Source organism: Streptomyces sp. WELS2, assembly GCF_013870595.1.
In the GTDB taxonomy this organism is placed as follows: Bacteria; Actinomycetota; Actinomycetes; order Streptomycetales; family Streptomycetaceae; genus Streptomyces.
In genome coordinates this window covers 1-12,745 of sequence record NZ_JACBWZ010000109.1, presented here as the reverse complement: position 1 = coordinate 12,745, position 12,745 = coordinate 1, and the positions used below count along the sequence as shown (strand labels likewise).

Annotated in this window: 15 protein-coding genes; 10 read left to right on the top strand and 5 right to left on the bottom strand. The window is 69.4% G+C overall.

The window, feature by feature from the left end; genetic code table 11:
• Window positions 1-643 (top strand): RDD family protein (locus H5J33_RS09895; protein ID WP_181794511.1); only part of this gene is annotated, 643 nt, incomplete at its 5' end.
• 21 nt (window positions 644-664) lie between these two features.
• On the opposite strand, the gene H5J33_RS09890 is transcribed toward H5J33_RS09895, so the two are convergent.
• Window positions 665-892 (bottom strand): hypothetical protein, encoded by a 228-nt coding sequence (locus tag H5J33_RS09890; protein ID WP_181794510.1) that lies wholly within the window; start codon window positions 890-892, stop codon window positions 665-667.
• Window positions 893-1,254: 362 nt separating this feature from the next.
• On the opposite strand from H5J33_RS09890, the gene H5J33_RS09885 reads away from it, so the two are divergent.
• Together H5J33_RS09885 and H5J33_RS09880 are read left to right on the top strand one after the other, a co-directional pair.
• Window positions 1,255-3,618: an immune inhibitor A domain-containing protein gene (locus H5J33_RS09885; RefSeq protein ID WP_181794509.1), complete on the top strand. Its 2,364-nt coding sequence runs from the start codon at window positions 1,255-1,257 to the stop codon at window positions 3,616-3,618.
• Between the two features lie 121 nt (window positions 3,619-3,739).
• Window positions 3,740-4,057, top strand: a complete 318-nt coding sequence (locus tag H5J33_RS09880; RefSeq protein WP_181794508.1) for a hypothetical protein — start codon at window positions 3,740-3,742, stop codon at window positions 4,055-4,057.
• A 73-nt stretch (window positions 4,058-4,130) separates the two neighbouring features.
• Here H5J33_RS09880 and H5J33_RS09875 read toward each other — a convergent pair whose 3' ends face one another.
• The 4 genes from H5J33_RS09875 to H5J33_RS09860 all read right to left on the bottom strand — a co-directional run bounded on the left by H5J33_RS09875 (window position 4,131) and on the right by H5J33_RS09860 (window position 7,794).
• Window positions 4,131-4,931, bottom strand: coding sequence for a hypothetical protein (locus H5J33_RS09875; RefSeq protein ID WP_181794507.1), 801 nt, complete (start codon window positions 4,929-4,931; stop codon window positions 4,131-4,133).
• A gap of 25 nt (window positions 4,932-4,956) precedes the next feature.
• Window positions 4,957-5,559 (bottom strand): hypothetical protein, encoded by a 603-nt coding sequence (locus H5J33_RS09870; protein ID WP_181794506.1) that lies wholly within the window; start codon window positions 5,557-5,559, stop codon window positions 4,957-4,959.
• A 200-nt stretch (window positions 5,560-5,759) separates the two neighbouring features.
• Window positions 5,760-6,353: an isochorismatase family protein gene (locus H5J33_RS09865; protein WP_181794505.1), complete on the bottom strand. Its 594-nt coding sequence runs from the start codon at window positions 6,351-6,353 to the stop codon at window positions 5,760-5,762.
• A 94-nt stretch (window positions 6,354-6,447) separates the two neighbouring features.
• Window positions 6,448-7,794 carry a nicotinate phosphoribosyltransferase gene (locus H5J33_RS09860; RefSeq protein ID WP_181794504.1) on the bottom strand — a complete coding sequence of 449 codons (1,347 nt, stop codon included), beginning with the start codon at window positions 7,792-7,794 and terminating at the stop codon, window positions 6,448-6,450.
• A gap of 57 nt (window positions 7,795-7,851) precedes the next feature.
• Between H5J33_RS09860 and clpS the strand changes: the two genes are divergently transcribed.
• The 7 genes from clpS to H5J33_RS09830 all read left to right on the top strand — a co-directional run bounded on the left by clpS (window position 7,852) and on the right by H5J33_RS09830 (window position 12,625).
• Window positions 7,852-8,169 (top strand): ATP-dependent Clp protease adapter ClpS, encoded by a 318-nt coding sequence (gene clpS / locus H5J33_RS09855; RefSeq protein ID WP_181794503.1) that lies wholly within the window; start codon window positions 7,852-7,854, stop codon window positions 8,167-8,169.
• A gap of 9 nt (window positions 8,170-8,178) precedes the next feature.
• A complete protein-coding gene (locus H5J33_RS09850; protein ID WP_181794502.1) occupies window positions 8,179-8,784 on the top strand; it encodes a DUF2017 domain-containing protein in 606 nt (201 codons plus the stop codon).
• Between the two features lie 328 nt (window positions 8,785-9,112).
• Entirely contained in the window at window positions 9,113-10,540 is a 1,428-nt protein-coding gene (locus H5J33_RS09845) for an amino acid permease (protein ID WP_181794501.1), read from the top strand.
• A 145-nt stretch (window positions 10,541-10,685) separates the two neighbouring features.
• Window positions 10,686-11,108, top strand: a complete 423-nt coding sequence (locus tag H5J33_RS09840) for a Mov34/MPN/PAD-1 family protein (protein WP_181794500.1) — start codon at window positions 10,686-10,688, stop codon at window positions 11,106-11,108.
• Between the two features lie 79 nt (window positions 11,109-11,187).
• On the top strand, window positions 11,188-11,283 hold the full coding sequence (locus tag H5J33_RS38325; protein ID WP_309485368.1) for a putative leader peptide: 96 nt from the start codon (window positions 11,188-11,190) through the stop codon (window positions 11,281-11,283).
• A 95-nt stretch (window positions 11,284-11,378) separates the two neighbouring features.
• Window positions 11,379-11,657 carry a MoaD/ThiS family protein gene (locus tag H5J33_RS09835; protein WP_181794499.1) on the top strand — a complete coding sequence of 93 codons (279 nt, stop codon included), beginning with the start codon at window positions 11,379-11,381 and terminating at the stop codon, window positions 11,655-11,657.
• Between the two features lie 17 nt (window positions 11,658-11,674).
• A complete protein-coding gene (locus tag H5J33_RS09830) occupies window positions 11,675-12,625 on the top strand; it encodes a PLP-dependent cysteine synthase family protein (protein ID WP_181794498.1) in 951 nt (316 codons plus the stop codon).
• Window positions 12,626-12,745: the final 120 nt, after the last annotated feature.

Genomic DNA, 12,745 nt, shown 5'->3' with positions numbered 1-12,745 from the left:
TGCACGCCGTGTCCCACGGTCAGGACGGCCCGCCCGGGGAACATCCTACGGCGGCGGACCTCACGACGGCGGCCCTTACGGAGCGGGCCCCCACGGCGGAGGGCCGTACGGCGGAGGGCCGTACGGCGGAGGGCCGTACGGCGGCGGCCCCTACGGGTCCGGGGCCGGCGGCTATCCCGCCGATCCGCTGGCCGGCATGCCCCCGCTCGCCGACAGCGGCAAGCGGACGCTCGCGCGGATCGTCGACATGATCCTGGTCGGCATCGTCGTCTGGCTGCTGACCTGGGCGTTCGGCGTGCGCGAGTACACCGTCGACGGCGACCGGATCGAGGTCGGCCGGTCCGTGGCCCAGTCCTTCATCGCGGCCGTGCTCTACATCGCCTACGACACCTTCATGATCAGCCGGTCGGGGCAGACCCTCGGCAAGAAGTGGCTCGGCCTGCGGGTGGCCAATCTGGAGAACGGCGCCACCCCGTCCGTGTCGACCTCGCTGACCCGTGCCCTGGTGCTGTGGGTGCCGTTCGCCTTCTGCTGCGCCTGTGTCTGGACGGCCGTCGCGGGCGGCTGGAGCTTCTTCGACAAGCCGTACAAACAGGGCTTGCACGACAAGGCGGCCAAGACGGTGGTGGTCAGCACCCGCTGAGCGGCGTACCGCGGGGGCGGGTCACAGGGCCGTGGGTACGCGCCCCTCGTCCGCGGCCGGCTCGGCGGGCGTCCGCGTCCCGGGCGTGGGGACCGTCCAGGCGACCAGCAGGCCGAGCGCGAGGGCCGCGAGGGCGATGACGGCGATCCAGTGGCCCGAAGTCGTCTGGGACAACAGCAGCATGGCGAGCGCCGAGAAGATCACGGTGCACGAGCCGTAGGCGTATTGTGCGGAGGTCGGACGAGGCATGGCGATCGTGTCCTCGGCATCTTCGGGGCGGGAGACCTGCCGTTCGATTCTCCCGGCGTCCCCGCCCGGGGAACACCCGGCAAGCGCGACCTGACCCACGGCGCCGGTGCACGGGGGGCGCACGGAGTCACCGGCCCGTCGAACGGATGGTTCCGCGAGGCTGTCGGCCCCTCGCCACCTGTCCGTAAAACGAACTCCACCTCCGCATAGTGCACTTGTCCTGCTCAAGTCAAGGTCTGTCTTTTCTGTCAAACCTCTAGTCAAATGTCGTCACTTGACTACACGCGTTGATCTTGCGCGCACGGATTCCTCCATGCCCGGAACCCCCTGTCCGTGTGCGCGAACGCGGGGGAGGAAATCAAGTGACCAGCAGATCCTGGACGTTCAGAGCGGCCGCCATCGGCGTGACCCTGGCCGCGGCGTCCGCCACGTTCGCGACGTTCGCCGTCGCCGAGGCGGGCACCCAGCCCCGGCCCGCCGCCGCGAACCGGCACGACCCGGCGCCGGTGAAGCAGCAGAAGCACGACCTGGACGGCCCGCTGAGCAAGACCCAGGACGCCCAGCGCGAAGAGGCCCTGAACCAGCTCATATCCGGCAAGGCCACCGCGCAGGAGCGCAACGGCTCGAAGGTCGTCAAGCTCAAGAGCCGCAAGGGCAAGAGCAAGTACGTCGAGCTGAGCCGCGAGAAGACCGACAAGATCTTCACCATCCTGGTGGAGTTCGGGGACAAGACGGACCCCAAGTACGGCGGCACCGCGGGCCCGCTGCACAACCGGATCGCCGCGCCGGACCGCACCAAGGACAACTCCACGGCCTGGCAGAAGGACTACGACCAGAAGCACTACCAGGACCTCTACTTCGGCACCGGCAAGAAGACCGAGTCGCTGAAGAAGTACTACGAGAAGCAGTCCTCGGGCCGCTACTCGGTCTCCGGCGAGGTCACCGACTGGGTCAAGGTCCCCTACAACGAGGCCCGTTACGGCAACAACGCCTGTGGCTCGAAGAACTGCCCGAGCGTGTGGAACGTCGTCAGCGACGGCCTGAACGCCTGGGTCGCCCAGCAGAAGGCGGCCGGCCGCACCGACGCCGACATCAAGAAGGACCTCGCCCAGTACGACCAGTGGGACCGGTACGACTACGACGGCGACGGCGACTTCAACGAGCCGGACGGCTACGTCGACCACTTCCAGATCGTGCACGCCGGTGAGGACGAGTCCGCGGGCGGCGGCGCCCAGGGCACGGACGCGATCTGGGCCCACCGCTGGTACGCCTTCGGCACCGACGCCGGCGCCACCGGCCCGCAGAACAACAAGCTCGGCGGCACCCAGGTCGGCGACACCGGCATCTGGGTCGGCGACTACACCATCCAGCCGGAGAACGGCGGCCTCGGCGTCTTCGCCCACGAGTACGGCCACGACCTCGGCCTGCCGGACGAGTACGACACCGCCGGCGGCGACAACTCCACCGGCTTCTGGACCCTGATGTCCTCCGGCTCCTGGCTCGGCCGGGGCAAGGACTCCATCGGCGACCTGCCCGGCGACATGAACGCCTGGGACAAGCTCCAGCTGGGCTGGCTGAACTACGACACCGCCACGGCCGGCAAGCAGTCCACGCACAAGCTGGGCCCCGCCGAGTACAACACCTGGGACAAGCAGGCCCTCGTGGTCAACCTGCCCGACAAGGCGGTCACCACCACGATCACCCAGCCCGCCCAGGGCGCCACCCAGTGGTGGAGCGGCAGCGGCAACGACCTGAAGAACACCCTGACCCGGTCCGTCGACCTGACCGGCAAGACCTCGGCGAGCCTCACCCTGGACGGCTGGTGGGCCACCGAGGAGGGCTACGACTACGTCTACACCGAGGTGTCCACCGACGGCGGCGCCAACTGGACCGCGCTGGACGGCACGGCGGACGGCCAGGCCCTGCCGAAGGACGCCGGCGGCAAGCCCGCGCTGAGCGGCTTCTCGCAGACGCACAAGAAGCTGTCGTTCCCGCTCGACGCCTACGCGGGCAAGAAGATCGACCTGCGCTTCCGCTACGCCACCGACGGCGGTGTCGCGGAGAACGGCTTCACCGCCGACGAGATCACCGTGACCGCCGACGGCGCCCCGCTGTTCTCGGACGACGCCGAGAAGGCGGACGCCGGCTGGACCGCGGACGGCTTCTCCCGCATCGGCGCGTCCTTCACCAAGGACTACAAGCAGTACTACCTCGCCGAGAACCGGCAGTACGTGTCGTACGACAAGACGCTGAAGACCGGCCCGTACAACTTCGGTTACCTCAACACCAGCCGCCCGGACTGGGTGGAGCACTACCCGTACCAGAACGGTCTGCTGATCTGGAAGTGGGACACCTCCCAGGCGGACAACAACACCAACAGCACCAACGGTCACCCGGGCTCCGGCCTGATCCTCCCCGTCGACTCGCACCCGACGGCGCTGAAGTGGGCCGACGGCACGCTGCTGCGCAACCGCTTCCAGGCCTACGACTCGCCGTTCAGCCTGGGGGCCACCGACGCGCTCACCCTGCACCAGTCGGGCGTGGCCACCAAGTTCCCGTCGCAGAAGGGCGTGCCGGTCTTCAACGACCACACCAGCACCTACTACGACCCGGCGAACCCGACCGGTGGCGTGAAGATCACTGACACCAACACCAAGATCACGATCGTCAAGGAGGCCAAGGACGGCTCGACGATCTCCCTCAAGGTCGGCCCCGCAGTGAAGTAACCCGCATCACCCCAGGTCACAGGCGTATCGGCGGCAACCCCCTGGCGGGTTGCCGCCGATCGTGTTTAGGTGCGTCCTGTGGACCGCTTATTGACACCGACCGGAACGGGGATGTGACCGCATGGCCGCTGGAGGCTTCAGCAAGCTGCCGAACGGCACGGTGGTGGTGGCGCTCAACCTGCCGTACGGCTCCGCCGGAGTGCGGATCCTGGTGCACGCCGCCAACCGCGCACGCGCCCTGACCAGACTGCGCAACCTGGGCCTGCGGGCGGTGTACCTCCGGGGCAACGCGGAACCTCCGACCCCGGACGAGATCACGGCGGTCCTGCACCACCCCGACGGCCTGGTCTGGCGCACGGCTCCCGGCGGCGGTGTCGGCATGCCCGAGCTCTGGCATCCGATCAGGGCTCTGTTGCGGCGCCCGGTGCCTCTGGCCTGACCGGTTCCGGTATGACCGAGTGGCCCCCGCCCCCTCGGGGCGGAGGCCACTCGACGCGGGCCGTGGCCGGGTGTTACTTCGCGGCCTCACGCGGCGCGGCGCGTCGCTTGGCGGCGGCCACCTTCGCGGCCTCCTTCAGGCCGGCCACGGTCGTGTGGAGCCGCTCGGGCCGCGACTTGCCCGAGGCGGCGCTCAGCTTCTGCCGGGCTTCGGTGTCCGTGAGGGCCACGATGTTGGCCGAGGCCGGCGTCACGGTGCCCTTGCCCACGATGAAGATGCCCTGGTTGCCGCCGACCGGGATCCAGAAGTTCGGCACGCTCGTGATGCCGGGGTGGTCGCTCGCCGTCAGCTGCCGCAGATACAGCGCGTACTGCTTGCCCACGGTCAGCGGGGTGGTGCCCTCCATCGTCACCTTGTCGGTGTCGATGTTGCCCACGATGATCTCGTCGCCCTCGGTCAGACCGCCACCGCGCTTCATCATGCCGGCGACCCGCACCTTCAGGAAGACCATCGGAGTGCAGTCCGCCGCGCTCGGCCCGTCACCGATGATCCCGGACGGCGTGACCGTCGGGTCGGGCGAGCCGGTGGCCGAGGGGTCCGGGTTGGGGTCGACGCTGTCCGGCTCCGTCGGGTCTATGGCCGGCTCGCCGGCGTTGTCGCCGCCCTTGTCGCATTCCCGCGTCTCGATGCCGAGCACGGGCCCGGTGATGGCGATCTCCGCCACCGAGCTGACGTCCTCGGCGCTGCTGTAGTAGGCGTAGTCCGCCTGGATGTGCATGCCTCCGCCGGCCTCGGACGCTCCCTGGCCCGAGCAGGCCGTCAGGCCGGTCAGCACCACGCCGGCGGCGAGGGAAATACGTGCTTTCGACTTCATCATTGTCGCCATCCTCCTCAACCGCTCAGTACTTGGCCTTGACGCCCTTGACGTCGTCGTACCAGGGGCCGTCGCTTCCACAGCCGAATTTGCCCGTGCCCTGCCGCATGACCGCCGGCCCGGGGTTGGCGCAGGTGTAGTACTCGTGGTCGAGGCCGTAGGCGTGACCCAGCTCGTGTTCGGCGACGATCTTCTTCTCGCGTGCGCTCAGGCCCCGCATGGTGGAGGTGTTGAAGACGATGTACACCTCGTCGTAGCTCCAGTAGCCGAAGGTGCAGCCCTGCCAGCTGGTCCGGGCCCAGTCGTCCCAGGCGTGCCCCTCGTCCTTGACCTCTATCTCGGGGTCGCCGTTGTTCTTCTCGTACCGGAAGTAACCGGGGGCACTGGTGGCGTCCCAGCGGCCCTGGGCGCCGTTGAACGCGTTGTAGTACGTGGTGGTGATCTTCTTGTAGTTGTACGAGATGGGGTCGTTGCCGTCCACCCCGAAGAAGCTGCCGCAGAGATGGTGGTAGGCCTGGGCCGGGGCGGCGGTGCTGAAGTGGATGGCGAGGAACGAAGCACACAGCAGGAACACCTGGAGGATCCTGGGCACGGCTCCGACTCTGCGGTTGCGCAGTGGTCCGGACATCGATCTGACTCCCTGTGGGGAAAGTTCCGTGACAGGGAGCAGCACCCATGGCCTGGGCATGACAAATCGGGCCACCCCAGTGAGTGGCAAATCCTTTACCGCCCCCTGGCGTGGACATTACATAGGTGATCCACAAGTTGTAAGAGGGCTGGTTGAAATGTGTGGGGTTCTCGTGGAGACCGGGTGAGGGGGCGCTGCGGTCAGGAGGAGACGACCGGTTTCCCGGTCAGCTCCACACCGGCCTCGCGCAGCTCCTCCAGGGCCCGCTCCGTCGTCTCCGGGGAGACGCCGGCCGTCAGGTCCAGCAGGACCTGGGTGCGGAAGCCCTCGCGGGCCGCGTCCAGGGCGGTGGCCCGTACGCAGTGGTCCGTGGCGATGCCCACCACGTCCACCTCCGTGATCTCCCGGGAGCGGAGCCAGTCGGCCAGGGACACGCCGTGCTCGTCGGTGCCCTCGAAGCCGCTGTACGCCGCCGAGTACGCCCCCTTGTCGAACACGGCGTCCACCGCGCCGGAGGCGACCGCGGGGGCGAAGTTCGGGTGGAAGCCCACGCCCTCCGTGCCCGCGACGCAGTGCGCGGGCCAGGAGCTGACGTAGTCGGGGTCGTCGGCGAAGTGACCGCCGGGCGCGATGTGGTGGTCCCGGGTGGCGACCACGTGCCGGTACCCGGTGCCCGCCGCCTCGCCGATCAGCTCCGTGACGGCGGCGGCCACGTCCGCCCCCCCGGCCACCGCGAGGCTGCCCCCCTCGCAGAAGTCGTTCTGCACATCTACGACGATCAAGGCGCGGCGCATGGTGGGTGTCCTTCGACTGAGAGTGAAGTAACTGAGCCTAGAGACTTCGGGGCCCGTGCGGGAGGGGTGGGAAGGGGCGGACGGCGGTCGCGCTTTAGCTACCCGAGCGCCCGTGTACGTACTCCGTCGGGATGACGGGTTCCCCGCGCGAGAGCTGGGTCGCGGACAGCGGCAGATTCGCGCGCGCCGCGATGTGCCTCTCCCGGGGCACGTCCAGCGGCTCCCGGGCCACCACCGTCCCGCCGCGCACCAGCGGTACCAGCAGCTGCCGGTCGGCCAGCTCGGCGGGCACCGGCCCGGTGCCGACGACCTCGGCCTCGGCGATCCCGTCCGCGTCCACCCGGCGCGCCGCCCACTTGCGGCCCCCGATCGACATCTTGCCGCCGCTGGACTTCTTCGCGACCGGCACCAGCGGCGCCTTCGGGTCGGCGGAGTCGGCGCGGGCGACCAGCTTGTAGACCATGGAGCTGGTGGGGTGCCCGGAGCCGGTCACCAGCTGGGTGCCGACGCCGTAGGCGTCCACGGGCGCGGCGGCCAGCGAGGCGATGGCGTACTCGTCCAGGTCGGAGGTCACGATGATCTTCGTGTCGGTGGCGCCCAGCTCGTCCAGCTGCTGCCGCACCCGGTGGGCCACCAGCAGCAGGTCGCCGGAGTCGATGCGCACCGCGCCCAGCTCGGGGCCGGCCACCTCCACCGCCGTACGGACGGCCTCGGCGACGTCGTAGGTGTCCACCAGCAGGGTGGTGCCCCGGCCGAGGGTGTCGACCTGGGCCTGGAAGGCGTCCCGCTCGCGGTCGTGCAGCAGGGTGAAGGCGTGGGCCGAGGTGCCCACGGTGGGGATGCCGTAGCGGAAGCCGGCCGCGAGGTCGGAGGTGGTGGCGAAGCCGCCGACGTAGGCGGCGCGGGCGGCGGCGACCGCGGCCAGCTCGTGGGTGCGCCGGGCGCCCATCTCGATCAGCGGCCGGTCACCGGCGGCGGAGGCCATGCGGGAGGCGGCGGCGGCGATCGCGGAGTCGTGGTTGAGGATGGACAGGATCACCGTCTCCAGCAGGACGCACTCGGCGAAGCTGCCCTCGACGCGCATGACCGGCGAGCCGGGGAAGTACACCTCGCCCTCGGGGTAGCCCCATATGTCGCCGCTGAAGCGGTAGTCGGCGAGCCACTCGAGGGTCTCCTCGTCGACGATCTGCCGCTCGCGCAGGAAGCCGAGGACGCCCGGGTCGAAGCGGAAGTTCTCCACCGCGTCCAGGACCCGCCCGGTCCCGGCCACCACGCCGTAGCGGCGCCCGTCCGGCAGCCGCCGGGTGAAGACCTCGAACACGCTCCGCCGTTCGGCCGTACCGGCCTTCAGCGCGGCGCGCAGCATCGTCAGCTCGTACTGGTCCGTGAAGAGCGCCGTCGAGGGAACGTCCACCGGCAGCCCAAGGTCCGCTGTGTTCATGTCGGGGAATCGTACTCCCTTTTCGTCGGTGTGACGATTTATGGAGGCCGTGGCAGCATGGGCAGTGTGACGTCACCCGCGCCCGTAGAGATCGAACGCCCCGAGTCGGCGGAGGAGATCTCCGCCGTACCCGAACCCGACGTCCCCTGGGTCACCATCGTGCACAACGACCCGGTCAATCTCATGAGCTACGTCACCTACGTCTTCCAGACGTACTTCGGCTACTCCAAGGACAAGGCCACCAAGCTCATGCTCGACGTCCACCACAAGGGCCGGGCGGTCGTCTCCAGCGGGAGCCGCGAGGAGATGGAGCGCGACGTGCAGGCGATGCACGGTTACGGACTGTGGGCCACCCTCCAGCAGGACCGGAAGTAAACGCCGCAGATGCCCGGACACTTCGAACCGATCCCCGGCGGCGGCGCGGCCGTCGCGCTCGACGACGTCGAGATCTCCATCATCCGCTCGCTGGCCGTCCAGCTCCTGGAGCTCATCGGTCCCGGCCCCGGCGCCGACGCCCCGGCCGACCCGCTGGCCGAGCTGTTCGCCGAGGGGCCGAGCGAGCCGCCGGCCGACCCGGTCCTCAGGAGGCTCTTCCCGGACGCCTACAGCGACCCGGAGCAGGCCCCCGCCTCGCCGGCCGAGGCTGAGGAGCGGCAGGCGCACTCCGCCGAGTTCCGCCGCTACACCGAGAACGACCTGCGCGCGGGCAAGCGGGAGAACGCGCTCGGCGTGGTCCGCTCGCTGGACGCGCTCGCCGCGGCCGGGGAGGGCGGCGCGGTGCTGAAGCTGACGCCGCAGGAGTCCCGGCAGTGGCTCGGCGCCCTGAACGACCTCAGGCTGGCGATCGGCGCCCGGCTGGAGATCACCGACGAGGACGACACGGATCTGCTCTACCGGCTGCCGGAGGAGGACCCGCGCAAGCCGATGGTGCTGGCGTACCTCTGGCTGGGCGGGCTCCAGGAGACCTTGGTGTCGACCCTGCTCCCGTGAGGCGGACTGGCTGGTTCCGATCGGTGTTCGCTCAGAGGACGCTCAAACCCGGATAACGATCGGATTACCATCCCAGCATCTTTTGCTACCTTCGGACCGTCTTTGTCCGATTTTGGCTGTGCGGTGCCTCACACTGCCCCTCTGTGATCAATATTGCGCCCGTGATAAATCTTCACGACCGCCCGGCCAACACCACCCATGTTCGGCCGGGTGCGCCACCGAGCCGACGACCGTCGGCCAGGCAACAGCTCCATCAATCCGGGGGGATCGAGATCCGATCCGAGGCCGACGCAAGGCCCGGTTCGGCATGGAGAAAGGCGCACCACACATGACCTCAGCGCAGGTCGATCAGCATCGCGACGGCAATGAGGCCGCGGGGGCCGAGGGCGGCGAGGGGTATCAGCGCGGGCTCGGGGCCCGGCAGATCCAGATGATCGCCATCGGCGGGGCCATCGGCACCGGCCTGTTCCTCGGCGCGGGCAAGGGCATCTCCAAGGCCGGCCCCAGCCTGATCCTGGCGTACGCCGTCGCGGGCCTCATCATCTTCTTCATCATGCGGGCGCTCGGCGAACTGCTGATGTACCGCCCGGTGTCGGGTTCGTTCTCCGATTACGCGCGCGAGTTCATCGGCCCGTTCGCCGGATTCGTGACCGGCTGGACGTACTGGCTGTTCTGGGTGGTCACGGGCATCACCGAGGTCACCGCCGCGGCGAAGTACATCACGTACTGGACCGACATCCCGCAGTGGCTGTCGGCCCTGGTGTTCACCGTCGTCCTCTACGGCGCCAACCTGATCTCCGTGAAGCTCTTCGGCGAACTGGAGTTCTGGTTCTCCATGGTCAAGGTCACCGCCATCATCGGCATGATCCTGATCTGCGCCGGCATCCTCACCATCGGCTTCTCCGACGCCGGGGACACCGCCTCCGTCGCCCACCTGTGGAACCAGGGCGGCTTCTTCCCGCACGGCGTCGACGACACGCTGATGACCCTGCAGATGGTGATGTTCGCCTTCCTCGCCGTCGAACTGGTCGGCGTGACCGCGGGCGAGTCCAAGGACCCCAAGACCGTGCTGCCCAAGGCGATCAACACCGTGCCGTGGCGCATCGCCGTCTTCTACGTCGGCGCGCTGATCATGATCCTCTCGGTCGTGCCGTGGACCAGCTTCAGCGCGGGCAACAGCCCCTTCGTGGTCGCCTTCGAGCGGATGGGCCTGCCGGCCGGCGCGGGCATCGTCAACTTCGTCGTGCTCACCGCCGCGCTGTCGTCCTGCAACTCCGGCATGTACTCCACCGGCCGCATGCTGCGCGACCTGGCGCTCAACAGCCAGGGTCCGAAGGCGTTCACCAAGCTGACGTCGAGCGGTACCCCGCTGGTCGGCACCACGTTCTCCGCCGCGCTGATGCTGGTCGGCGTCTGGATCAACTACCAGTGGCCGGGCAAGGCGTTCGACTACGTGGTGTCCTTCGCGACCATCTCCGGCATGTGGGCCTGGATCGTCATCCTGATCTGCCAGATCCGCTACCGGGCCAAGGCGGACCGCGGCGAGCTGCCCCGCTCGGAGTTCCGGGCCCCGGGCGCGCCGTGGACCAGCGTGTTCGCGCTCGCCTTCATCGGCATGGTGATCGTGCTGATGGGCATCGACAAGGACGCCCGGGTCTCGCTGTACTGCGCGCCGGTCTGGGGGCTGATCCTCGGCGTCGCCTACCTGGTGCTGCGGCGCCGCAACCCGGAGGCCGCGGCCTTCAACAAGCGCTGAGCGCTCCCCGGACTTCCGGAAAGGGACGTCCGGCCGCCGGGAGCTCTCGTGGCGCCCCCGTCGGCCGCCGCTCAGGACGTCCGGCATGTGGGCCGTTCCGTACCACCCCTCGGTACGGAACGGCCCTCTGCTTATCCTGGCCCGCATGCTGACCATCACCCAGGCCCTGTACGACCGGATCGTCGCCCACGCCCGCAAGGACCACCCCGACGAGGCGTGCGGCGTGGTGGCGGGCCCGGCGGGCTCCGACCGCCCCGAGCGCTTCATCCCCATGCTGAACGCGGCGATGTCGCCCACCTTCTACGAGTTCGACTCCGGTGATCTCCTCAGGCTCTACCGCGAGATGGACGACCGCGACGAGGAGCCGGTGGTCGTCTACCACTCCCACACCGCCACCGAGGCCTACCCCTCGCGCACCGACGTCTCCTACGCCAACGAGCCCGGCGCCCACTACGTCCTGGTCTCCACCGCCGACACCGACGGCCTCGGCGACTTCCAGTTCCGCTCCTTCCGGATCGTGGACGGCCAGGTCACCGAGGAGGAGGTCAGGGTCGTGGCGGACTACTGATCTCGCGCACCGGACGGAATCCGTCCAGGATGCGGAATCACACTCCGGGCCGCGGGCCGGGAATCGATACGATGAGCCCATGGTTCTTCTCGACGTGGGCGACAAGGCGCCGGGCACCCTGCTCGTGGCGCGGCTGCACGTCGACCTGTGCAGGCTGAACAGCGCCCTCTGTTGACCCACCCCGCTGCCGCCGTACGGCCCCGCGCCGCGGCGGGCCGCCGCCGCGCGCCTGACCGAACCGACGACACCTTCCGACAGGAGCCCTGAGCCATGGCCATCGAGGTCCGCATCCCGACCATCCTCCGCCAGTACACCGACGGCCAGAAGGCGGTGGAGGGCAACGGCGACACCCTCGCCGAGCTGTTCGCCGACCTCGAGACCCGGCACGGCGGCATCCAGGCCCGCCTGGTGGACGGCGGCGAGCTGCGCCGCTTCGTCAACGTGTACCTGAACGACGAGGACGTCCGCTTCCTGGACGGCATCAACACCAAGCTGTCCGACGGCGACAGCATCACGATCCTGCCGGCCGTGGCCGGCGGCATGCGCTGATCGGCTCCCGAGCAGCGATGCGCTACGACTCCCCGCTGGCCGCGGTGGGCAACACCCCCCTGGTGCGCCTGCCGCGGCTGTCGCCGTCCCCCGACGTGCGGATCTGGGCCAAGCTGGAGGACCGCAACCCCACCGGCTCGGTCAAGGACCGCCCCGCGCTGCACATGATCGAGCAGGCGGAGAAGGACGGCCGGCTCACCCCCGGCTGCACCATCCTCGAACCCACCTCCGGCAACACCGGCATCTCCCTCGCCATGGCCGCCAAGCTCAAGGGCTACCGGATGGTGTGCGTGATGCCGGAGAACACCTCGCAGGAACGCCGGGACCTGCTCGGCATGTGGGGCGCCGAGATCATCTCCTCGCCGGCCGCCGGCGGCTCCAACACCGCGGTGCGCGTGGCCAAGGAACTGGCCGCCGAGCACCCGGACTGGGTGATGCTCTACCAGTACGGCAACCCGGACAACGCGGGCGCCCACTACGCGACCACCGGCCCGGAGATCCTCGCCGACCTGCCCTCGGTCACCCACTTCGTGGCGGGCCTCGGCACCACCGGCACCCTGATGGGCGTCGGCCGCTACCTGCGCGAGCACAAGCCGGACGTCAGGATCGTCGCCGCCGAACCGCGCTACGACGACCTGGTCTACGGCCTGCGCAACCTCGACGAGGGCTTCGTCCCCGAGCTGTACGACGCCTCCGTCCTCACCACCCGCTTCTCGGTCGGCTCGGCCGACGCGGTCACCCGCACCCGCGAGCTCCTCCAGCAGGAGGGCATCTTCGCGGGCGTCTCCACCGGCGCCGCCCTGCACGCGGCGATCGGCGTCGGGAACAAGGCCGTCAAGGCGGGGGAGGGCGCCGACATCGTCTTCATCGTGGCCGACGGCGGCTGGAAGTACCTCTCCACGGGCGTCTACACGGCGGCCACCACCGAGGAGGCCATCGCCACCCTCCAGGGACAGCTCTGGGCGTAGGCCTGCCGGGATCCGGACGCGCCGGTGGTACGTCACATCCGCACCAGTACTCCTGCGGAAAGGCGGACCCCATGCGCCGTACCACGCCCCTCGTCCTCGCGGCGGCAGCGCTGCTCCTGG